At 62.9% G+C, this 21,549-nt stretch carries 21 protein-coding genes; 13 read left to right on the top strand and 8 right to left on the bottom strand.

The features are described from left to right. The first annotated feature begins 70 nt into the window (after nucleotides 1–70). The 5 genes from QQL76_RS17515 to QQL76_RS17495 are packed head-to-tail and all read left to right on the top strand — an operon-like array spanning nucleotide 71 to nucleotide 4,907. On the top strand, nucleotides 71–1,150 hold the full coding sequence (locus tag QQL76_RS17515; protein ID WP_499208966.1) for an ABC transporter permease: 1,080 nt from the start codon (nucleotides 71–73) through the stop codon (nucleotides 1,148–1,150). Between the two features lie 20 nt (nucleotides 1,151–1,170). Beyond that, nucleotides 1,171–2,802: an ABC transporter ATP-binding protein gene (locus QQL76_RS17510; protein ID WP_499208965.1), complete on the top strand. Its 1,632-nt coding sequence runs from the start codon at nucleotides 1,171–1,173 to the stop codon at nucleotides 2,800–2,802. Then, on the top strand, nucleotides 2,799–3,443 hold the full coding sequence (locus QQL76_RS17505) for an NUDIX hydrolase (RefSeq protein WP_499208740.1): 645 nt from the start codon (nucleotides 2,799–2,801) through the stop codon (nucleotides 3,441–3,443). The genes QQL76_RS17510 and QQL76_RS17505 overlap by 4 nt, the downstream gene beginning before the upstream one ends. A gap of 5 nt (nucleotides 3,444–3,448) precedes the next feature. Further along, entirely contained in the window at nucleotides 3,449–4,411 is a 963-nt protein-coding gene (locus QQL76_RS17500; RefSeq protein WP_499208964.1) for a 2-hydroxyacid dehydrogenase, read from the top strand. Nucleotides 4,412–4,466: 55 nt separating this feature from the next. Next, a complete protein-coding gene (locus tag QQL76_RS17495; protein ID WP_499208963.1) occupies nucleotides 4,467–4,907 on the top strand; it encodes a DUF1801 domain-containing protein in 441 nt (146 codons plus the stop codon). 12 nt (nucleotides 4,908–4,919) lie between these two features. Here QQL76_RS17495 and QQL76_RS17490 read toward each other — a convergent pair whose 3' ends face one another. The 3 genes from QQL76_RS17490 to QQL76_RS17480 form a co-directional block, all read right to left on the bottom strand. Continuing rightward, nucleotides 4,920–5,768, bottom strand: coding sequence for a C40 family peptidase (locus QQL76_RS17490; protein ID WP_499208739.1), 849 nt, complete (start codon nucleotides 5,766–5,768; stop codon nucleotides 4,920–4,922). A 9-nt stretch (nucleotides 5,769–5,777) separates the two neighbouring features. Continuing rightward, entirely contained in the window at nucleotides 5,778–6,125 is a 348-nt protein-coding gene (locus QQL76_RS17485) for a helix-turn-helix domain-containing protein (protein WP_499208738.1), read from the bottom strand. An 86-nt stretch (nucleotides 6,126–6,211) separates the two neighbouring features. Next, nucleotides 6,212–7,594: a leucyl aminopeptidase family protein gene (locus QQL76_RS17480; RefSeq protein ID WP_499208737.1), complete on the bottom strand. Its 1,383-nt coding sequence runs from the start codon at nucleotides 7,592–7,594 to the stop codon at nucleotides 6,212–6,214. Nucleotides 7,595–7,761: 167 nt separating this feature from the next. Between QQL76_RS17480 and QQL76_RS17475 the strand changes: the two genes are divergently transcribed. The 5 genes from QQL76_RS17475 to QQL76_RS17455 all read left to right on the top strand — a co-directional run bounded on the left by QQL76_RS17475 (nucleotide 7,762) and on the right by QQL76_RS17455 (nucleotide 14,192). Then, nucleotides 7,762–8,586 carry a tetratricopeptide repeat protein gene (locus QQL76_RS17475; protein WP_499208736.1) on the top strand — a complete coding sequence of 275 codons (825 nt, stop codon included), beginning with the start codon at nucleotides 7,762–7,764 and terminating at the stop codon, nucleotides 8,584–8,586. A 72-nt stretch (nucleotides 8,587–8,658) separates the two neighbouring features. Then, complete coding sequence (gene lepA / locus QQL76_RS17470; RefSeq protein ID WP_245451391.1) at nucleotides 8,659–10,482, top strand: translation elongation factor 4; 1,824 nt, start codon at nucleotides 8,659–8,661, stop codon at nucleotides 10,480–10,482. 80 nt (nucleotides 10,483–10,562) lie between these two features. Beyond that, on the top strand, nucleotides 10,563–11,234 hold the full coding sequence (locus tag QQL76_RS17465; protein ID WP_499208735.1) for a class I SAM-dependent methyltransferase: 672 nt from the start codon (nucleotides 10,563–10,565) through the stop codon (nucleotides 11,232–11,234). Between the two features lie 173 nt (nucleotides 11,235–11,407). After that, nucleotides 11,408–12,436 carry a fatty acid desaturase gene (locus QQL76_RS17460; RefSeq protein WP_499208734.1) on the top strand — a complete coding sequence of 343 codons (1,029 nt, stop codon included), beginning with the start codon at nucleotides 11,408–11,410 and terminating at the stop codon, nucleotides 12,434–12,436. A gap of 124 nt (nucleotides 12,437–12,560) precedes the next feature. Next, a complete protein-coding gene (locus QQL76_RS17455; protein ID WP_499208733.1) occupies nucleotides 12,561–14,192 on the top strand; it encodes a BCCT family transporter in 1,632 nt (543 codons plus the stop codon). A 9-nt stretch (nucleotides 14,193–14,201) separates the two neighbouring features. Here the strand turns inward: QQL76_RS17455 and QQL76_RS17450 are convergent, their stop codons facing one another. The 4 genes from QQL76_RS17450 to QQL76_RS17435 all read right to left on the bottom strand — a co-directional run bounded on the left by QQL76_RS17450 (nucleotide 14,202) and on the right by QQL76_RS17435 (nucleotide 17,658). Next, nucleotides 14,202–15,347, bottom strand: a complete 1,146-nt coding sequence (locus QQL76_RS17450; protein ID WP_499208732.1) for an aminotransferase class V-fold PLP-dependent enzyme — start codon at nucleotides 15,345–15,347, stop codon at nucleotides 14,202–14,204. Between the two features lie 28 nt (nucleotides 15,348–15,375). Then, a complete protein-coding gene (locus QQL76_RS17445; protein ID WP_126006977.1) occupies nucleotides 15,376–16,041 on the bottom strand; it encodes an amino acid ABC transporter permease in 666 nt (221 codons plus the stop codon). A 79-nt stretch (nucleotides 16,042–16,120) separates the two neighbouring features. After that, nucleotides 16,121–16,906 carry an ABC transporter substrate-binding protein gene (locus QQL76_RS17440; protein ID WP_499208731.1) on the bottom strand — a complete coding sequence of 262 codons (786 nt, stop codon included), beginning with the start codon at nucleotides 16,904–16,906 and terminating at the stop codon, nucleotides 16,121–16,123. Continuing rightward, the gene (locus QQL76_RS17435) at nucleotides 16,903–17,658 is read right to left on the bottom strand and encodes a GntR family transcriptional regulator (protein WP_499208730.1); all 756 of its coding nucleotides are present in this window, start codon (nucleotides 17,656–17,658) and stop codon (nucleotides 16,903–16,905) included. Before QQL76_RS17435 ends, QQL76_RS17440 begins: the two co-directional genes overlap by 4 nt. Before the next feature lie 71 nt (nucleotides 17,659–17,729). Between QQL76_RS17435 and QQL76_RS17430 the strand changes: the two genes are divergently transcribed. Then, nucleotides 17,730–18,467 carry an SDR family NAD(P)-dependent oxidoreductase gene (locus tag QQL76_RS17430; RefSeq protein WP_499208729.1) on the top strand — a complete coding sequence of 246 codons (738 nt, stop codon included), beginning with the start codon at nucleotides 17,730–17,732 and terminating at the stop codon, nucleotides 18,465–18,467. On the opposite strand, the gene QQL76_RS17425 is transcribed toward QQL76_RS17430, so the two are convergent. Then, a complete protein-coding gene (locus QQL76_RS17425) occupies nucleotides 18,464–19,222 on the bottom strand; it encodes an N-acyl homoserine lactonase family protein (RefSeq protein WP_499208728.1) in 759 nt (252 codons plus the stop codon). The two genes, QQL76_RS17430 and QQL76_RS17425, sit on opposite strands and share 4 nt — an antisense overlap. Nucleotides 19,223–19,262: 40 nt before the next feature. Between QQL76_RS17425 and QQL76_RS17420 the strand changes: the two genes are divergently transcribed. Together QQL76_RS17420 and QQL76_RS17415 are read left to right on the top strand one after the other, a co-directional pair. Beyond that, the gene (locus tag QQL76_RS17420; protein ID WP_499208727.1) at nucleotides 19,263–20,426 is read left to right on the top strand and encodes a PLP-dependent aminotransferase family protein; all 1,164 of its coding nucleotides are present in this window, start codon (nucleotides 19,263–19,265) and stop codon (nucleotides 20,424–20,426) included. Nucleotides 20,427–20,429: 3 nt separating this feature from the next. Further along, nucleotides 20,430–21,530, top strand: a complete 1,101-nt coding sequence (locus QQL76_RS17415; protein WP_499208726.1) for a cupin domain-containing protein — start codon at nucleotides 20,430–20,432, stop codon at nucleotides 21,528–21,530. The last annotated feature ends 19 nt before the right edge of the window (nucleotides 21,531–21,549 follow it).

Below are 21,549 nucleotides of genomic sequence, written 5' to 3'. Positions count from 1 at the left end.
GGAGGCTCCAGGCCCCGGCACCGACACGCCTGTCGCGCCGCCGCGTCCCAATCGTGCCTTCCTTTCACCGATGAACCGGCGCCGCTGGCAAAACTTCAAGGCCAACCGACGCGGCTACTGGTCGATGTGGATATTCCTGGTCGTGTTCGTGCTGGCCATGCTGGCCGAATTCATCGCCAATGATCGCCCGATCATCGCATCCTACAATGGCGAGATCCTCTTCCCCGTCGTCGTCGACTATCCGGAGGAGAAATTCGGCGGCTTCCTCGCGCAGACCGATTATCGCGATCCCTTCATCCAGGAGGAGATCGAGGCGAATGGTTGGATGATCTGGCCGCCGATCCGCTATTCCTACCAGACGGCAAATTCCAACATCCCGCGCTCGGCGCCGACCCCGCCCTTCTGGATGATGAGCGAGACCGAGCGCTGCTCGGCCTATCCGCTGGGCGCGGACGATCCCAACTGCACGCTTGGCAACATGAACTGGCTCGGCACGGACGACCAGGCGCGCGACGTCACCGCCCGACTGATCTACGGTTTCCGCATCTCGGTGCTCTTCGGGCTCATTCTCACAGCAGCATCGGCCGTCGTCGGCGTCGCCTCCGGTGCCGTGCAAGGCTATTTCGGCGGCTGGACCGACCTCATTCTGCAGCGCTTCATCGAAATCTGGTCCTCGATGCCCGTGCTCTACATTCTCCTGATCATCGCCGCGATCCTACCGCCCGGCTTCTGGGTGCTGCTCGGCATCATGCTGCTCTTTTCCTGGGTCGCCTTCGTCGGCATCGTGCGTGCGGAGTTCCTGCGCGCACGGAATTTCGAATATGTGAACGCAGCCCGCGCGCTCGGCGTTTCGAACACCACGATCATGTTTCGCCACCTTCTGCCCAACGCGATGGTCGCCACGCTCACCTTCCTGCCCTTCATCCTATCAGGCTCGATAACGACGCTGACCTCGCTGGACTTCCTGGGCTTTGGCCTGCCCCCCGGCTCGCCATCGCTCGGCGAGATGATCGCGCAGGGGCAGCGCAATTTGCAGGCCCCTTGGCTCGGTATCACCGCTTTCCTCGTCATATCGCTGATGCTCTCGCTCCTGATCTTCATCGGCGAAGCGACCCGCGACGCCTTCGACCCGCGCAAGACTTTCCGGTGAGGGGAACCGCATTGACCAACGTGCCAGATACGCCTCTCCTTTCCGTCCAAGACCTCTCCGTCGCTTTCCACCAGGAGGGCATCACCGTTCCGGCGGTCGATCGCGTGTCGTTCGACATCCATGCCGGGGAAACGGTGGCGCTTGTCGGGGAGTCCGGATCGGGCAAGTCGGTCTCCGCTCTTTCGGTTCTCAAACTTCTGCCCTATCCGGCCGCGAGCCATCCATCCGGCCGGATCCTGTTCGATGGGCAGGACCTGCTGTCGGCCGACGTGAAAGCGCTGCGGCGCGTGCGCGGCAACGACATCACGATGATCTTTCAGGAGCCGATGACGTCGCTCAACCCGCTCCATTCCATCGAAAAGCAGATTGCCGAAATCCTGATGCTGCATCAGGGCATCCGCGAAAGTGAGGCGCGCCCGCAGGTCATCGATCTCATGCATCAGGTCGGTATCCGAGAGCCGGAGAAGCGGCTTGAAGCGTTTCCGCATCAGCTGTCGGGTGGCCAGCGCCAGCGCGTCATGATCGCCATGGCGCTCGCCAACCGGCCGAAGCTGCTGATTGCCGACGAGCCAACGACTGCGCTGGACGTGACAGTTCAGGCACAGATCCTGGAGCTTTTGAAGTCGCTGAAGGACAAGCACGGCATGGCCATGCTGTTCATCACCCACGATCTCGGCATCGTGCGCAAGATCGCCGATCGCGTCTGCGTCATGACCAAGGGCAAGATCGTCGAGACGGGACCGACGGCGGAGATCTTTGCCAATCCGCAACACGACTATACGCGCCATCTGCTGGCGGCCGAGCCAAAGGGCCGCGCGCCGGCCTTGAACGAAAACGCCCCCGTCGTGCTTTCCGGCACCGGCGTGAAGGTCTGGTTCCCGATCAAGAAGGGCTTCCTGCGCAAGACCGTCGACCATGTGAAGGCGGTCGATGGCATCGATCTGGAACTGCGCGCCGGCCAGACGCTCGGCGTCGTGGGCGAATCCGGGTCCGGCAAGACCACGCTCGGCCTTGCGTTGACGCGCCTGATCGCGTCGGAAGGACGCATCGGCTTCGTCGGCAAGGACATCAACGCCTTTTCCTTCGCCGAGATGAAGCCGCTGCGCAACCGCATGCAGGTGGTGTTCCAGGATCCCTACGGCTCACTGTCTCCGCGCATGTCCGTGGCGGAAATCGTGGCCGAGGGGCTTGCGATCCATGAGCCCAAGCTGTCCGCCAGCGAGCGTGACGCCAAAGTCGTCGAAGCGCTGCAGGAAGTGGGCCTCAACCCGGAAACCCGCTTCCGCTATCCGCATGAATTTTCCGGTGGCCAGAGGCAGCGCATCGCGATCGCCCGCGCCATGGTGCTGAAACCGCGTTTCGTCATGCTGGACGAGCCGACCTCGGCGCTCGACATGAGCGTGCAGGCGCAGGTGGTCGATCTGTTACGCGACCTGCAGAAGAAGCACGATCTGGCCTATCTCTTCATCAGCCACGATCTGAAGGTCGTGCGTGCGCTCGCCAACGAGGTGATGGTGATGCGCAACGGCAGGGTGGTCGAACGCGGCTCATCCGACCAGATCTTCGACAACCCGCAGACGGACTACACCAAGGCGTTGATGGCGGCAGCTTTCGGCATGGAGACCGTGGCCAGGGAAGCGGTGAACCAGTGACGGACACCGCGATCGACCTCAAGGACGGCGAAAGCCGCATCCGCATCGACGCGCGCGAGACGGTGTTTTCCAGCTTTCGCACCTATGATCTCGTCACCTTCGCGGAAGCCAACGAGGCGGCCGGTCCGGTGGAGCCGGATGACGGCGCACCGGTGCTGACGCGCGAGCTTCTCGTGACCCATCGCACCGCTGCCGTGCTGCCCTATGATCAGCGCAGCGGCGACATCATCCTGCTCCGGCAGTTCCGGCTCGCGGCGCATCTGCGCACCGGGCGCGGCATGATGATCGAGATCGTCGCCGGCGCCGTCGATGCCGGCGAAGACATCGAGGCTGCCGCCCTGCGCGAACTGACGGAGGAAACGGGGCTCGTCGCTGAAAGGCTGCACTGGGCGGCCGACTTCCTGCCGTCGCCGGGCATGTCGGACGAGTACGCCACGCTCTTCGTCGCGCCGGTCGATGCGACAGCGCTTCATGCGCAGGCCGGCACGGATGAGGGCGAGACGATCTTCCCGTTTCGCGTCTCGCTCAAAGATGCCATCGCGGCTGCGGATGCCGGCCACATCACGAACGGCTTCACGCTCATCGCCCTCAACTGGTTTGACCGCCACCACACCCGCTTCGTCGATCTTCGGGACGCATGATGGACATGTTACGCAAGGGTCGCATTCTCCTGTCACTCACCGGCTGGTCGCCGGATGTCTGGCTCGAGACGCTGCGCCATGAAGCACCCGATCGCGACATCGTGCTGGCTCCCGATCACGCGGCCGACCCCACCATCGACTATGCGGTCGTCTGGAAGCAGCCGCACGGGATCCTCAAGGACCTGCCGAACCTGAAGGCGATTTTTTCGATCGGCGCGGGCGTCGATCATCTCTTCCAGGATCCGCATGTGCCGGACGTGCCGATCGTCAGGGTCGTCTCGCCCGATCTTACGCTGCGCATGAGCGAATATGTCGTCTGGCAGGTGCTCGACCATCACCGGAAGGGCTTGGCTTATCGCGACCAGCAACGGCGTTGCGTCTGGCGTGAAGATCTCACCCAAAAGTCTGCGGACGAGGTCACCGTTGGCATCATGGGCCTCGGACACCTCGGGCTCGACGCGGCGACCAAGTTGCAGGCGCTGGGCTTTCGGGTCACGGGCTGGTCCCGCCGGCCAAAGGACGTGGCCTCAGGCATCACCATGTTTGCCGGTGAAAACCAACTCGGTGCCTTCCTCGGCTCCGCCGACATGATCGTCTGCCTGCTGCCGCTGACGCCCGAGACAGCCGGCATTCTCGCGGCGCCGCTTTTCGCGCAGATGAAGAAAGCCGGACCGGACTTTGCAGGTCCGATCCTGATCAATGCCGGCCGTGGTGGATTGCAGAACGAGGCCGACATCCTGGCCGCGCTCGAGAGCGATGCACTTGCCGCTGCAAGCCTCGACGTCTTCGAGAGCGAACCGCTGCCTGCCTCAAGCCCGCTCTGGCATCATCCGCGCGTCACGATCACACCGCATGCCGCCGCTGCCTCGTCTCCCGCGAAGATCATCCCGCCGATGGTCGCGCAAATGAACCGCCACGATGCGGGTGGACCACTCACCGACCTGGTCGACCGCACCGCTGGCTATTGATCCGCCGCACGAGGACGATAAGCTGCCGCCAAGGGCCTCGATTGGATGCGCGACAATGGCAGACACCTCGCAAAAGCCGCCAAAAGCCGACGATCAACCCCGCCTTCTCTCAGGCGGCAATCCGCAGATCGCGAAGGGATATGGTGAGGCCCCGGTCCAGGCCTATATCGTGGCGATGCCGGGCTGGAAGAGCGATCTCGGTCGGCGCCTCGATGCGCTGATCAATGAAACAGTCCCGGACGTGCGCAAGGCAGTCAAATGGAATTCGCCCTTTTACGGCGCGGATGATGATGGGTGGTTTTTAAGTTTCCACTGCTTCGCAAAGTACGTGAAAGTTGCATTCTTCCACGGCGCCTCGCTCGACCCCGTGCCGCCCGGCAAGTCCAAACAGGCCAATGTGCGCTATCTCGACATCCACGAAGACGACACGCTGAACGAAGCCCAGTTCCGCGCCTGGGTAAAACAAGCCAGTGCGCTGCCGAGCGAGAGGATGTAGGGCCAGCTGTGTTCAGCGCACACGCCGCAGCTTCGTCGGCCGGCCGTAGACAGGACCGATCCGCGTGATCGCATCCGCCAGCGTCTCGCGGGCAACGGTCATCGTGTGCCCATTGGCGTGTATCACCGTCTCGGCGTCCTCAAGGATCGCGACATGGCCTTTCCAGAAGACAAGGTCGCCGTGTCGACGCTCGTCGAAACCGATCTCGCTACCGAGATCGTTTGCCTGCATGTCGCTGTCCCTCGGCGCAGCCTGGCCTGCCATCATGAGCGCCATCTGCACCAGGCCGGAACAGTCGATGCCGAAACCGGAGCGTCCACCCCAGAGATAGGGCGTTTCTAGGAAGCGTGCGGCCCAGGCCACATGGTCTGACGACGCAGTGTCGATCGGCGCCAGATGCGCGGCGATCACGGCATGGCCGTCGTCCGTCAGCGCATACTGCGTGCCGCGCACCTCGGCTTCACCGGCAACCCTTAGCCGGCTTCCGATCGAAAGCTGGTCGACGATCGGTCGCTTCATGTCCGGTTCAGCGTATCGATAGGTGCGCAGCGCCGTCACCCAATGGGTCGGCGCTTCATCACTGCTTTCCTTGATAGCGCCTTCCGAAATGTAGCCCACATAGCCATCGAGCTCAGCGCGCACCCACGCGAAGCCGTTCGCGCGGTCGAAGATTTGCACCCGCTCTCCCAGGAGCAACTGGCTGTCGATCCCGACGTTGCCGTCGGGATGCGGCCTGAGATCGGCGAGCGGCACCGAAACGCGCCCGGCGGTGCCTTTCGTAAAGGTTTCAGCCTCGACCAAGCCTTTCAGCCGCTCTTCGGCCAGGTCGGCACGATAGGCGTTCAGCCTTCGATCAAGCATGGCGTCGTCTCACCCTTCCAACTCGCGCCCGGATGCGACGATCAGGTCGCCCAGGCGCTCCAGATACAGCGCGCCCTTCACGGTGCGCTTGATGATCACGTTGCGCTTGTCGTCGTCGTCGCGGACGCGGTCGACCAGACCCATCTGCCCCATGCGATCGAGCGCACGGGTGATCACCGGCTTCGTCACATTCAGCGTTGCTGCCAGTCCGCGCACCGTATGCGGCGGCGCGACGAGGTAGATCTGGCTAAGAATCGCAAGCTGTCGCAGCGTCAGGTCCGGACCCGCCTCGCGTACCAGATCGACGCTGACGCGATGCCAGAGCCCGAGCGCTTCCGAAGCCCGCAATTGCAGCATCGTCCACCTCGCCCCTTTGTCACGCCAGCGAGCCGGCTCGCTGCCAATCCCGTTCTCAGTGCCCTGGCGACCCCGCAAGCAACCCGTCAGCCATAGCGTTTTTCGATGATATGATACAGCGCGCGGATCGCCTGCGCTTCGCCGCCCATGGGCGACTGCGGCCGATCCTTGGGATTCCAGCCATAAATGTCGAAATGGACCCAGGAGCCTGGCCCCGCGACAAAGCGCTTGAGGAAGAGCGCCGCGGTGATCGAACCGGCAAAGCCGCCGGACGGCGCATTGTTGAGGTCGGCGACCTTGCTCGCGAGATCGCCATCATATCCCATGTGCAGCGGCAGGCGCCACAATGGGTCGGCCACCGCGCGCTGCGCCGCGTCGATCTCGGCAGCGAGGGTTTCGTCATCGGTGTAATAGGGTGGCAGGTCGGGTCCGAGCGCGACGCGGGCAGCGCCCGTCAGCGTCGCCAGGTCGATCAGAAGCTCCGGCTCGCGTTCGGAGGCGAGCGCCAGCGCGTCGGCGAGCACGAGGCGGCCTTCCGCATCTGTGTTGCCGATCTCCACCGTCAGTCCCTTGCGGCTCGTCAGGATGTCGCCAGGGCGGAAGGCGTTACCGGCAATGGCATTCTCCACCGCTGGCACGAGCACCGTCAGATCGATGTCGAGGCCCGCATGCATCAGCATGAAGGCAAGGCCCATGACATTGGCCGCGCCGCCCATGTCCTTCTTCATCAAGAGCATTCCGGAAGCCGGCTTGATATCGAGCCCGCCGGTGTCGAAACAGACACCCTTGCCGACCAGGGTCACCTTGGGTGCGCCCTCGCGGCCGTGGCGCAGCTCAAGAAGCCGCGGCGCATCCACGCTTGCCCGACCCACCGCGTGGATCATCGGGAAATTCTGCTCCAGAAGCGCGTCGCCCTTGATGACCGTGATCGCAGCACCGAACCGCTCGCCAAGGGCACGAAAAGCATCTTCAAGCTGCTGCGGGCCCATGTCGTTGGTCGGCGTGTTGATCAGATCGCGCGCGAGAAACGAGCCGGCGATCAGGCGCTCGATGCGCGCGCCGTCGACTGTCTCTGGAAGCGCCATCGAAGGCTGGTCGGTTCCGTTGCCATTCGTGCGGTATCGGTCGAAGCGGTAGGATCCCAGCCCATAGCCGAGCGCGAAATCCTCGGCCCCATCTGCGGGGCCAGCGTAGCGCCAATTGCCCTTCGGCAGCAAACGGGCAATCTTGCCGGCTGCGAGTGGCAGCGGCTTGGCACCCATGCCGACGAGGATGCCCGATAACGCGCCGTCCGGCCCCGGCACAGGCAACAGTGTTCCGGCATCCGCCTTGAAGCCCACCCGGTCTGCCCAGTCGCTCGCATGCTGGGGCACATGGGAAGCGTCTGCGCCTTTGGCCAAAGGCCAAACGGGCAACGCGTTCTCTGCAGGTGCGGAGAAAACGGGCTTGCGGTCGAAGGGAAACGTCACGTCTGAGCCTCGTGTGGAATGCCGCCAAGCGCGCAAGGGCGGCCTGGAGGGAATCGGCGTTAAGGAACGGTTAGGGTTAACAGATTATCTCTTTCAGTCGAGCAGCGCTGCAAATCGACCCCCTCGAATGTCAAGCGCTCCGCCATTTTGACGATGGGCGAACGACCATGAAAAACGCGACGACACGAGCCATTTCCGTTTCCCGAACCGCGCGAATTGGCGCCATTCTGGCGCTGGGCATCGCCCTTTCCGCATGCGCGTCGGCCCGCGACCAGATGTCGACAGGCTCCATTCCCGGCGGCGATTCGCGCAAGCCCGTCGCTGCGATGAACACCGTCGAGATCGACGCTGCGACCCGGCGCGTCGGTACCGCCTACGAGCGGAACCCGCAGGACAAGTCGATCGGCATGAGCTATGCCAGCATCCTCAACATGAACGGGCGATCCGATCAGGCGCTGGCGGTCATGCAGCAGGTGGCCATCTCGCATCCTTCCGACAACGAAGTGCTTGCCGCCTTCGGCAAGGCTCAGGCTGCAGCCGGCGAATTGCAGCCGGCGCTGGATACGATCCGTCGTGCACAGACGCCCGACCGGCCCGACTGGAAGCTCCTTTCGGCAGAAGGCGCGATCCTCGACCAGCTCGATCGGCCGCAGGAAGCGCGCGCGCTTTATCGAAAGGCGCTCGACATCCAGCCGAACGAACCATCGGTCCTTTCGAATCTCGGCATGTCCTACCTGCTGAAGGGCGATCTGCCGGCGGCCGAAACCTACCTCAAGACGGCTGTTGCCCAGCCGGAAGCCGACAGCCGCGTGCGCCAGAACCTCGCGCTCGTCGTTGGTCTTCAGGGCCGCTTCGGCGAAGCGGAACAGATCGCTGCCGGTGAATTGGAACCGGCCCAGGCTGCCGCGAACGTCGCTTATCTGCGCAACATTCTCGCTCAGCAGAATGCCTGGGCCGATCTGGCCGACAAGGACGCCAGCGCGACGAACTGACGCCCTCGACAAGCCGCTACCAGCCGCGAGAATCCCGTTTCAATCGGACCTTTCCCGCGCTATATGCGCGCCATGACCAGATCCGTGAACGAAACGCCGCTTTCCCATATCCGCAACTTCTCCATCGTCGCCCATATCGACCATGGAAAGTCGACGCTCGCCGACCGTCTCATCCAGATGACCGGCTCGCTCGAAATGCGCGAAATGAAGGACCAGATCCTCGACGCGATGGATATCGAGCGCGAGCGCGGCATCACGATCAAGGCGAACACCGTCCGGCTCGAATATGACGCCAAGGACGGCGAGCATTATGTTCTCAATCTCATCGACACGCCCGGCCACGTCGACTTCGCCTATGAGGTCTCGCGGTCGCTCTCGGCGTGCGAAGGCTCGCTTCTGGTCGTCGATGCCAGCCAGGGCGTGGAAGCGCAGACGCTCGCCAACGTCTACCAGGCGCTCGACAACGACCACGAGATCGTCACCGTCCTCAACAAGATCGACCTGCCGGCCGCCGAGCCGGAGCGCATCAAGGCGCAGATCGAGGAAGTGATCGGCCTGGATACGGCGGACGCGGTCGAAATTTCCGCCAAGACGGGTCTCGGCGTCGAAAACGTGCTGGAAGCGATCGTCAAGCGCCTGCCGCCGCCGAAGGGTGGCGACCGCAACGATCCGCTGAAGGCGCTTCTCGTCGACAGCTGGTACGACAGCTATCTCGGCGTCATCGTCCTCGTGCGGGTGCTCGACGGGCACCTGAAGAAGGGCCAGATCATCCGCATGATGGGCACCGACGCCAAATACACGGTCGAGCGCGTTGGCGTGATCACGCCGAAGATGGTGACGGTCGAGGAACTCGGCCCCGGCGAGATCGGCTTCATCACCGGCTCGATCAAGGAAGTGGCCGACACGCGTGTCGGTGATACGATCACCGAGGACAAGCGCCCGACGTCCACAATGCTGCCGGGCTTCAAGCCTGCGCAGCCGGTGGTCTTCTGCGGCCTGTTCCCGGTCGACGCCGCCGACTTCGAAGATCTGCGCGCAGCCATGGGCAAGCTTCGCCTCAACGATGCGTCGTTTTCGTTCGAGATGGAAAGCTCCGCCGCACTTGGCTTCGGTTTCCGCTGCGGCTTCCTTGGCCTGCTGCATCTCGAGATCGTGCAGGAACGCCTCGAGCGCGAATTCGATCTCGACCTGATCGCAACGGCACCGTCCGTGGTCTACAAGCTGTCGATGACAGACGGCACCGAGCGCGAACTGCACAATCCCGCCGACATGCCCGATGTGGTCAAGATCCGCGAGATCCACGAGCCCTGGATCCGCGCGACCATCCTGACGCCGGACGACTATCTCGGCTCGGTGCTCAAGCTTTGCCAGGATCGCCGCGGCATCCAGGTCGACCTGTCCTATGTCGGCAATCGCGCCATGGTCATCTACGACCTGCCGCTGAACGAGGTCGTCTTCGATTTCTACGACCGGTTGAAGTCGCTGTCGAAGGGCTACGCCTCCTTCGACTACCAGATCACCGAATATCGCGAGGGTAACCTCGTGAAGATGCAGATCCTCGTAAACTCGGAGCCTGTCGACGCGCTGTCGATGATGGTGCACCGCTCGGCCGCCGAACGCCGCGGCCGGGAAATGTGCGAGAAGCTCAAGGATCTGATCCCCAAGCACATGTTCAAGATCCCGATCCAGGCTGCAATCGGTGGCTCGGTGATTGCCCGTGAGACGATCTCGGCACTGCGCAAGGACGTGACGGCCAAGTGCTACGGCGGCGACGCCAGCCGCAAGCGCAAGCTCCTCGACAAGCAGAAAGAGGGCAAGAAGCGCATGCGCCAGTTCGGCAAGGTCGACATTCCTCAGGAAGCCTTCATCGCTGCCTTGAAGATGAGTGATCAGTAGCAGGCTCTGCCTGCACATTAGCGTCGATTTACAGAAGCTACAGCCAGCGGTAGTGTTTGCCCGGGATTGGGGAGACACTCATGGGCGATCGCAATCAGCTTCTGTTCGTCAAGCAAAATGCGTCGCTTTTCGACGGCCCGTTCCTCGAGATCGGTTCCCGTGACTACGGCGATACTCAGAATCTCAGGGCCCTGTTTGCTCCCAGAGGCCACTACATCGGCATCGATGCGCTCGAAGGCGCCGGCGTCGATCGCGTCGTTGACCTGACGCAGCCGATGGAGACGATCTCAGCTGCGCTTGATGGTCAGCGCTTCGGCACGATCTTCTGCATGAGCGTGATGGAGCATTGCCGGCAGCCTTTTGCCATGGCGGATGCGATCACCCAATTGCTCAAGCCCGGCGGGGTGCTCTGTCTCTCAGTGCCGTTCGCCTGGCAATTTCACGGCTATCCGTCGGATTACTGGCGGTTCACCCATGAAGGCGTGAAGCAACTGTTTCCAGCGCTGGTCTTCGATGAGGCCTTGGGACATGCGGCTTTGCGGGATAGCGAATTCAATCCGCTCGACACCGAGATCGGGAAAGCGGCGCTCAGCACCTCGCTGCAGCGCAAGGCGGGAAAAGCCGGTCGCGCCGTGAGTGCTGGTTTCCTGAAGATGATCGGCCGAAGTCCGGCTTTCGGCTGGGCACTCGGGCATCCCTATCTGCTCGCGCCGACCATGATCAACATGATCGGGCGGAACCCCGCCGCCTGAGGCAGGTCCGAAATCGATGACGTCAAAATATCGCAGGCCGCTTGTTTCGTTGCACCTCAGCCTGCAACGTCGTAAGAGCACTGGGTGTGGCGCGTCGCTTCGACGCGACTGGTCCGGTTAGCCCGCATGCATTTCCTGCATGGGTTCAACTCCCGGCCGCGGTTGGAGTTTTCGTGAACATACGTCCTAGCCATGAAGCGACTGCCGAGGCGCAGGCGCGCGCGTGGGCCAAAGTCCTCGCCCCCTATCGCAAACCTAATCCCGTGCGTAGCACCTACGAACTGGCCATCACGGCCGTTCCGTTCGTGGCGCTGTGGGCGCTGACCGCGCTTGCCGTCACGCACGGCTATTGGTGGGGTCTCCTGCTCACCATACCGGCTGCGGGATTTCTGGTGCGACTGTTCATCGTCCAGCATGATTGCGGGCATGGAACGCTTTACCAGCGCCGTAGCCTCAACGACTGGATCGGCCGGGTCCTCGGCGTCTTTACGCTGACCCCTTACGATTATTGGCGCCGGACCCACGCGGTCCACCATGCCACCGCCGGCAATCTCGACAAGCGCGGCATCGGCGACATCACGACGCTCACCGTTGCGGAATACCGCGCCCTGCCGTGGCTCGGGCGCCTGCGCTACCGGCTCTATCGCCATCCGGCCGTCATGTTTGGTCTCGGACCGGCCTGGCTCTTCATCTGCCAGTACCGCCTGCCCTTCGGGCTGATGCGGGCCGGCGTCCAACCCTGGACATCGACGCTCGCCACCAATGTCGCGATCGCCATTCCGGTTGCGCTGCTGATGTGGCTGATGGGCCCGATCGAGTTCCTGCTCGTGCAGATTCCGATCACGCTGATGGCCGCCACTGCTGGCGTCTGGCTGTTCTACGTGCAGCACCAATTCGAAGAAACCCACTGGTCGGATGCCGACGAGTGGAACTTCCAGAACGCGGCGCTGCATGGAAGCTCGCATTACGATCTTCCGGCGCCCCTGCGCTGGATAAGCGGCAATATCGGTATCCATCACGTGCACCATCTCTCGGCAACGGTGCCGTTCTACAGGCTGCCCGAAGTGCTTCGGGACCACCCCCAATTGCACGATATCGGCCGCATCACATTTCTGGAAAGTCTTGCCTGCGTAAAGCTCGTTCTGTGGGACGAGAGCGCCCGCCGGCTCGTTTCCTTCCGGCAGGCGCGGGCCGTCGCCTGAGGGCGAGCCCGCGCTTCCCGCCTTTTATCAGCATTTTCGGAACTGATTGTCCTCCAGCGCATTCTGAACCATGCGCGGCCACCTTTTGGCCGCAATCTCAGAACGTTTGAAGGGCAATTTTTCCATGGCTTCAGAGGTCAAAATTGGCCGGCTCGGTCCGTTTCCACATGTCAGTATTCCGGTCTTTTCGATCTCTGCAGGATTGATCGTCGCGTTCATCCTGTTCGGGGCGCTCTTCCCCGAGACCTCGGGCGCGATCTTCCTCGGAGCACAGGCAGCGGTCGCTGATTATTTCGGCTGGTTCCTCATCCTCGTCACCAATCTCGCCGTTGCCGCAAGCCTCTATCTCGCCATCGGTCCCTACGGCTCGATCCGGCTGGGCGCGCAGACGGAAACCCCGCAATACGGACTGTTTTCTTGGATCGCGATGATGTTTTCGGCCGGCATCGGCATCGGGCTGCTCTATTGGGGTGTCGCCGAGCCGCTGACGCACTTCTACGCGCCGCCGCTCCAGGAGGCTGAAAGTGTTGCCGCGGCCGAGCAGGCCATGGTCCTCTCGTTCCTGCACTGGGGCTTTCACGGCTGGGGCGTCTACTGCATCGTCGGATGCGCGCTCGCCTATTTCCATTACCGCAAGGGTCTTCCGCTCTCGATCCGCTCGGCGCTCTATCCAATCATCGGCGAGCGCATCTACGGCCCCTTCGGTCACTCGGTCGACATCCTCGCCGTCTTCGGCACGATGTTCGGCGTCGTAACGTCGCTCGGCCTCGGCGTCATGCAGATCAATGCGGGCCTCGATACGCTCTTCGGCATCGGCAACAACATCGTCATCCAGCTGCTGTTGATCGCATTCATCACCGGACTTGCCACGCTTTCGGTGCTGGCCGGTCTTGATGGCGGCATCAAGCGTCTCTCGAACTTCAACATCCAGATGTCGTTCGTGCTGCTCGCCTTCATGGTGATCGCCGGGCCGACGCTCTACATTTTCGACAGCTTCGTCGAGAACATGGGCAACTACATCAACGAATTCATCTATTTCTCGTTCTGGTCGGAGGCGTATTCCGGCACCAGCTGGCAGGTCGACTGGACGATCTTCTACTGGGCCTGGTGGATTTCCTGGTCGCCCTTCGTCGGCATCTTCATTGCACGCATCTCGCGCGGCCGCACCATCCGCGAATTCACGCTCGGCGTGCTCTTCGTGCCGGCAACGATCATGTTCTTCTGGTTCACGGCATTTGGCGGCGTTGCCATCCAGATGGAGCTTGCTGGTGATCCGGGCCTGATCGCCGTTACGCAGGAAGCCTATGGCAATGCCATCTTCCGGCTCATGGAATTCTACCCGCTCACCGACATCATCACCGGCCTGCTCGTGATCATGATCGTGATGTGGTTCGTCACCTCGTCTGACTCCGCCTCCTTCGTCATCGACATGCTGACCGCCGGCGGCGAAGCCGATCCGCCAAAGGTCCAGCGGCTGTTCTGGGCAATTGCCGAAGGCGCGATCGCAGCGGTGCTGCTGGTGGCAGGTGGGCTCAGTGCATTGCAGGCGGCGGCCGTCGTGGCTGGCTTCCCCTTCGCCTTCGTCATTCTTGTGATGATGTACGGCCTGATGCGCGGGCTCTCCCGCGACCACCTCGTGCTCTATCGCTACGAGCAGTGGTACGAGACGGAAAAGGAGGCGGAAGCCAATCTGCCCAAGGCCTACAGGGGAGAAGAGGCGCTTGGCGGACCACCGGAGCTGGCGAAGGGCACTTAAAGGCGTCGATCAGGAAAGATGGGTTCGCATCGCATCGACCAGCACTGCGACCCCATCCATCGTCGTCACCGGACCGGGCGAGAAGCGCAGCAGCGCGTCTCGCCTGTCTGCGTAAATGCCGCGATCGCGCAAGGTCGAAAGCAGGCCTTCGGCGGTTTCGCTGCTGTCCAGCCGGATCATCACGCTGCCGCCGCGGACATTGTCGTCGCGCGGGCTGACGAGGCTGAACGGCAGCCCCTCGATGCCGGCGAAGATGGCGTCTGACAGCGCCCGGTTGTGCGCAAGCAGCGCCTGCTGGTCCTGGGCCGCATGCCAGCGCATCGCAGGCAGGCTTGCAAGAGCAGAGACCACCGAGGGGGTGCCATTGTCGAAGCGGCGTATGTCGGATGCATAATGGAACTTGTCGAGATCCCAGGAGAACGGATTTTCTTGGCTGAACCAGCCGCGAAACTCAGGCTCGCAGGCGGCGATCAGATCGCTCGCCACGTGAAGCATGCCGGCACCCGGTGTGCCGCACATCCATTTGAGACTGGTGGAGATGGTGAAATCCACAGCCGGGTCGTTGACGGAGAACGGCATTAGCCCGGCGGCCTGCGTGATGTCGACGCCGACCAGGCTACCCATCTTGCGGCCATGGGCGGTGAGCGCGGCAATGTCTGCCCGATGCGACGAGGTGGACGACACCCAGGTCAGGAGCGCCAGCCCGACGGTCTCGTCCCACTTCGCGATCACGTCCTCGTCTTCCACATAGGACGCGCCTTGGCGCAGCGGCACAGTCTCCAGCGAAAAGCCGAAGCGGGGTGCAAGCGCCGTCAGGAGGAAGTGCAGCGACGGGAAGCAGTCGCCTGCCACAAGGAGTTTCCGTCCCTTGAGATGCATGCCCGGAAGCGCGCCGATCAACGCATAGAGCGCGGCGGTCACGTTTTCCGATGTGGTCACGGTGCCTTCGGGCGCGCCGATCAGCCGGCGCCAATGCTCGATGAATTCGGCGCGCCGACCCAGTATCGCACCCCACTGGCCATCGTCCGGCGCACCCCAGACACCGGCAAACTCGGCCATCGCCGCGGCAATGTCCTCGGTTTTGCCGGGATACTGGCCGATCGAGTGATAGAGGAAATAGCCGGAGCCATCCTTGTCGAGGCGCTGAGCGGTCATGTGATGTCTTCAAATCCCTGGATGGCGTTCAGTTCGTGCGGAAGCGGTTTTCGAGATAGGAAACGAGACGCACCGCCGGCAAAAGCACGATCAGATAGATGAGCGCGGCGGCGATCAGCGGCGACGGATTGGCGGTCAGCGCCTGCGCATCGGTCGCCTGCTTGAGGAGATCCGGCATCGCCACCACGGAAGCGAGCGACGTGTCCTTGGCGATCGCAACCGAGTTCGATGTGTGCGGCGGAATGGCGATGCGAAACGCCTGCGGCAGGATCACCTTGATGATGATGATGCGAAACGGCAGCCCGAGCGATTCCGCTGCTTCCGTCTGACCCTTCGGGATCGCCTGGATGCCGGCGCGGAACACTTCTGCCGTAAAGGCCGAAAAGACGAGGCTGAGCGCCAGAACGGCCGAGACGAAGGGGGAGAAGCGCAGGCCCATGAAAGGCAACGCGTAATAGATGAGGACGAGAAGCACGAGGATCGGGATGGCCCGGAACACATCGATATAGGCGACCGCCAGCAGCCGGAACGGCTTGGCGGCATAAAGCCGGATCAAGCACATCAGGACCCCGGCGATCGCGCCGACCGTCAAGGTCGCGCCCGCCAGCGCCAACGTGTTCCAGATGCCGCGCCACAACATCGGCAGCACGCGCATGATGACATCGATGTTGAGGAATGTGTCGACGAAACTCATGGCGGACCTTCGCGCTTGTCAGAGATCAAAAAGAAGCGGCCCGTCTGTTGCAACGGGCCGCCATGTCGCGAAGAGCCGCTTATTCGGCGGTGGGGATTTCAAGCACCGTCACCGTCGAGCTGTCGGCCGCAGGTGCTTCGCCAAGCCATTTCTCGTAGATTTCGGCGAGCGTGCCGTCTTCCTTGATCTCGCTGATGGCCGCGTTGATCGGCTCCAGCAGTTCGGAGCCCTTCGGCAGCATCAGGCCGTACTGGTCCCCGGTCGGGATCACTTCGGCGATGTTGAGATCGGGCATTTCCTTGGCAGCGAAGATGAAGCCCGTCACGTCGCCGATGGCGCCGGCAATGCGGCCGGCACGCACGTCGAGCAGAAGGCCCTGCTGGTCCGGGTAGGTGCGCAGCTCGCCAAAGCCATATTCGGCGGTGTTGGCCTGGATCCAGGCATCGCCGGTCGAAGAGGCAATGGCGCCGACGGGCTCGCCAGCGAGATCGGCAAGGCTAGACGCGCCGTCAGCGAGCGACACGAGCGCGAGGTCCGCGTCGTAGTAGCCCTGCGTGAACGACTGGCTCTGCAGGCGCTCCTGCGTGATCGTGATCGTGGAGATCGCGACATCGATGCGGCCGGAAGCGGTGGCGGCGAACAGCGCCTGGAAGCCGAGATCGGAGATCTCGAGGTCCATGTCGAGCCGTTCGGCGACTTCCGTGATGAGGTCGACTTCGAAGCCTTCAAACTCGCTCTGCTCGTTCTTGAATTCCCATGGCGGGTTCGACGGATAGGCGCCGACGGTGAGCGTCTCGGCGAATGCGGCCGCACCGGCGGTCAGGCCGAGTGCAAGCGTCGTGGTGGCAAGCAGCAGTTTCTTCATATGACTTGTTCCTCTCGTTTGGCCTTCTTTTCCTTCACGCTCGCGCCGGCGATCGATCGAAAGACCTCCAGCGTGATCTCGACATGCAGGCGCAGCTTCTCCCGCGCCACCGGGGCGTCGCGATCGAGAACGACCTGCATCAATTCCGTATGTGCCGTTACCGAATGGGCGCGCGACAGCAGCGCTTCGGTTTCCGGCGTGTGTTTCTCCGGGCCATTCGGGTTGATGGCACGCGGATAGAAGAGAAGTGCCTGATGGTGCAGCCGCAGCTGCTCTGCCGTCCGCACGAAAAAGCGCTTCAGCCAGGACGAACGTCCGGCGGCGTGCAGCGCGATGTGAAACGCATCATGCGTCTCGTCCCACAGCTGGCGGGCGGCGACATCGACATTGCCCGCAGGTGGCGCAACCTGGGTGAGGCGATGATGGGCCGCGACGATGCCACTTTCCCAGTCGAGATCGCCGTGGGCGATCGCATCTTCCAGGAGCGAAGTCTCCACGGTCAGGCGGGCGATTTCCAGATCTTCCAGCTCGGGCAGTGACACAGGTGCGACGCGCCATCCACGGTTGGCGCTGCCGACGACCAGCTGCTTTTCCTCGAGCCGCGAAAGCGCCTCGCGCAGCGGGGTGGCGCTGACGCCGTAAAGAGCGGAAAGCGCTGCGATACGCAGCGGCTGACCGGGCGCGTGACTGCCGTTCAGAATGTCACGGTGCAGCATCTCAAACGCCGCATCTGTCTTGGCCGAATACCCCATGTCGAAAATCTTATTATATACAATCCGGCAAATCCACTATAATTATCATCGGCAGAAGGGGAGATGTGTGGATGGCTGAAACGAAGATTGCGGTGGTGACCGGCGCCGCCGGAGGCATGGGGCGGGCGATCGTGGAGACCTTGCTGCAATCGGGCATGACGGTCGTCGGCCTCGACATCGACGGACCGGCCGTGAGGGCGATGGAAGCGTCTTCAGGAGGCCGTTTCGAAGGCCACTTGGTGGATCTAACAAAGGCCGACGCGATCGCGGAAGTGTTCGAGGCAATCGCCCAAAAGCACGGCGGCATCGACGCACTCGTCAACAATGCCGGCACGTGCCTCATGTCCTCCTTTCCGGACATTCCCGCCGAGGAACTCGATCGCCAGATGGCGATCAACTTCTCGTCTGCCTTTCACTGCTCCCAGCAGGCGGTGAAGCTCATGGCCGGCCGGCCGGGCGTGCGCAAGATCGTGATGATCTCTTCGAACGGCGCCTATAATTTCGATGTGTTCGACCCGCCGCACTACCGCGCGAGCAAGGCGGCTATGGACACGCTGACGAAGGATCTGGCGCGCCGCTACGCTCGCGAGAAGATCGCCGTCAACTCCATCGCGCCGGCCATGACCGAGACGCCGCTCTTCGGCGTCGTCAGCGAAGAAGTCCTCGAGAAGGCACTCGCCGCCATGCCGCATGGCCGCGCGATGCAGCCGAGCGAAATCGCCGCCTGGGTCGCCTTCCTGCTGTCACCGGCAGGCGACGTTTCAAGCGGCAATGTCATCATCCTCAATCAGGGTCGCGATGTTCGCTAGGCGTAGAATTCCGGCGATTTCTTCAGCTGCGGCCACTGCTCGGGCGAGTGGCCGTAAATGACCATCGCACCCTTTTCACCCGCCAGACGCATCAACCGGTCGGCGCTTTCGATCGCAGCTGCCGGATCGTCGGCCGTATCGAAGCGCTCGTCGATTTCCGCCGGCCGCGAGATGGCATCTCCCGTCAGAATCACCGGGCCGGTCTCAGGCAGTTCGACGAGCAGGGCCAGCTGGCCGATCGTATGGCCGGGGGCTGCCAGAACCTTGAGACCGGGGCCGAGATCGACGTCGCCATCGACCAGCATGTATGCGCGATCCGGCCAGTCGAGCGGCTTCAGCCCGCTCCAGTATATCGGCTTTTCGAGCGCGCGCTCTGCGGCCGACATCAGGATCGGGCGGCCCGGGAAATCGGCGATCCCGCCGACATGGTCGATATGGGTGTGCGTCATGACGAGGAGATCGACGTCGTCCATCGCGACGCCGGCCTTGGCCAGTTGCGCCTTTGGCAGATTTTCCTCGGTGAGCGAAAGCACGACGCCAAAGCTGCCAAGCTTGTCCTCTGCGCTGGAGGCCTCGATGTCATAGGCATACTTTGCCGGAAAACCGGTATCGACGAGAATGGTCTCGTCGCGGTCGGTGCGGATCAGAAAGCCGACGATCCCGATCACCCGGCCATTCGCATGGACCTTGAACAAACCGTAGTCGAGCACGGTCAGCGATATCGGCTTACCTTTGATATAAGTTTCTGAAATCATTTATTAATCTCCTCTTTCCGCCTAGTAGGTGCCGATCCGGATGAAAGTCAAGATTCACACGCTCTTTCAGTATCTGCTCGATACGACCGAGGCGGACCCGGAAGCGATCGTCGGCTTTTCGCTGGCGCGCTCGCCGAAGCTCGGCGACTTTCTTCCCGATCTCGATCCGGAACTGTCGCTGGACTGGAACGGCAAGTCGTTCCGCGGGCTTCCGGCGCTCCGGGAGCATGTGATCGCGCAGGCCGGACTTTCCGGCATCTGCACGCCGGACGATATCTTGATCACGGCGGGTGCAGCGGAAGCCAATTATCTCGTCATCCGCCAGTTGGTCGAGGCCGGCGACGAGATCGTTACGGAAGTGCCGGGCTGGCCGCAGGCCGCCGTTCTCGGCGCGGCCGTCGGGGCAACCATGCGCTTTGTCCATCGCCGCGAAGAGGATCAATGGCGCCTGCCGCTCGGTGAGCTGCGCGATGCGGTCACGCCGCGCACGAAACTCATCTTCCTGTCGAACCCCAACAATCCCACCGGCCGGTTGATGGATACAGCCGAGCTCGCCGAGATCGTCGCGATCGCGCGGTCGGTCGGCGCCTGGCTTCTCGTCGACGAAGTCTATGCCGGGCTTGAATGGGAAGGCACGCGCGCGCCGAGCATTGCAGGACTTTACGAGCGCGGCATCACGACCGGCAGCGTTTCCAAGGCGCTCGGACTGCAGGGTTTGCGCACCGGATGGATGATCTGCCGCGACAAGGACCTGATCATGGACGCCGTGATCCTGCGCGAAAACGCAAGCGAGATCATGAACGTAATGGGTGAGGCCATCGCCGAAATCGCGCTCAGACCCGAGCGCCTCGGTCCCGCGCTGGACCGGGCACGCGCAGAAGGCCGCACCAATCTCGATCAGTTGGACCGGTTCGTGGCGAACGAGCCGAAGCTGTCCTGGGTACGACCGCAGGCGGGCCTGATCGGTCTCGCTCGTCTGGCAGACGGCATCGATTCCGACGATTTCGCGCGGCGCCTGCTTGCCGCCCCCTACCGCACCTTCCTGCTGCCCGGTTCCGCCTACGACATGCCCGGCCATATCCGGCTCGGTGTCGGCGGAGGCGAGAGCGTTCGGCTGGAAGACGGGCTTTCGAGGGTTTCCCAGCTCCTGCACGACTGGGACGGACCCGATCACCGAGACCACAAACCATTGCGAGAGGCATGAGCCATGAGCGATACGCGTGCTGAAATGCGCCTTCCCACGAAAGACGTGCGCGACGACCTGCCCTTCTTCACCAAGGTCTTGAAGATGCGGCTCGACACGATCTTTCCTGCCGACGATCCGAAGGTGGCCGTCGTTTCCGGCCACGGACTGCGGCTCTGCCTCGATGCCCATGCCAGCGAGTCGCCCGGCACGATCCGCATTCTGACCGAGGATCCGGACGGCTTTGCCGGCGGCGAGAGGCGGCTGACCGCGCCGAACGGAACGCGGATCGAGATCGAACCGCTGCATGTGCCGCTCGCGACACCGACGACTGCCCATGACTTCGTCGTGCGGCGGCTCGCCGACCAGGCACCCTGGGTCATCGGTCGCGCCGGCATGCACTACCGCGATCTGGTGCCGTCGCGGCTCGGCGGCTCGATCATCGCGAGCCACATCCGAATCCCCGATGGCGGGCCCGTGCCCGACATGGTGCATTACCACACTGTCGGCTTCCAGCTGATCTTCTGCTATCGCGGCTGGGTCGACCTCGTCTATGAGGACCAGGGCGAGCCCTTCCGGCTTGAAGCGGGCAATTGCGTTATCCAGCCGCCTGAAATCCGCCACCGCGTGCTCTATGCCAGCCCCAATATCGAGGTGATCGAGATCGGCGTGCCGGCCGAGCACATCACGTCGATCGACCACGACATGACCTTGCCGAATGGCCCTGCCAATCCCGACAGGCGCTTTCAGGGGCAGCGCTTCGTGCACCACAAGGCTGCGGAGGCGGCTTGGAAGCCGTTCCGGCTGCCGGGTTTCATCGCTCGCGACACGACGATCGGCGAGAACACGCAAGGGGTTGCCGGCGTGCATGTGGCCAGGCGCGGCGAGGGATCGCCGGTTCCCGCGCGGCATGACAGCGACATTCTCTTTACCTTCGTGATGGATGGCGAACTGACGCTCGAGGCCGAAGGTCACGCCGCGCAACGTCTTGGCGCCGGCGATGCTTTCGTGGTGCCGCCGGGCCTCAAGACCCGCTACGCCGACCCATCAGACGACATCGAATTGCTGGAAGTGTCCCTTCCCGCCACCTTCACCACCGACATAGAGGAGGCGGGCGCCGCCTGAATGGTGCGCCGGCTAAATA

It is taken from the genome of Rhizobium albus, from assembly GCA_030160035.1.
Taxonomy (GTDB): Bacteria; Pseudomonadota; Alphaproteobacteria; order Rhizobiales; family Rhizobiaceae; genus Georhizobium; species Georhizobium albus.
This window is presented reverse-complemented; position numbering and strand designations above follow the sequence as displayed.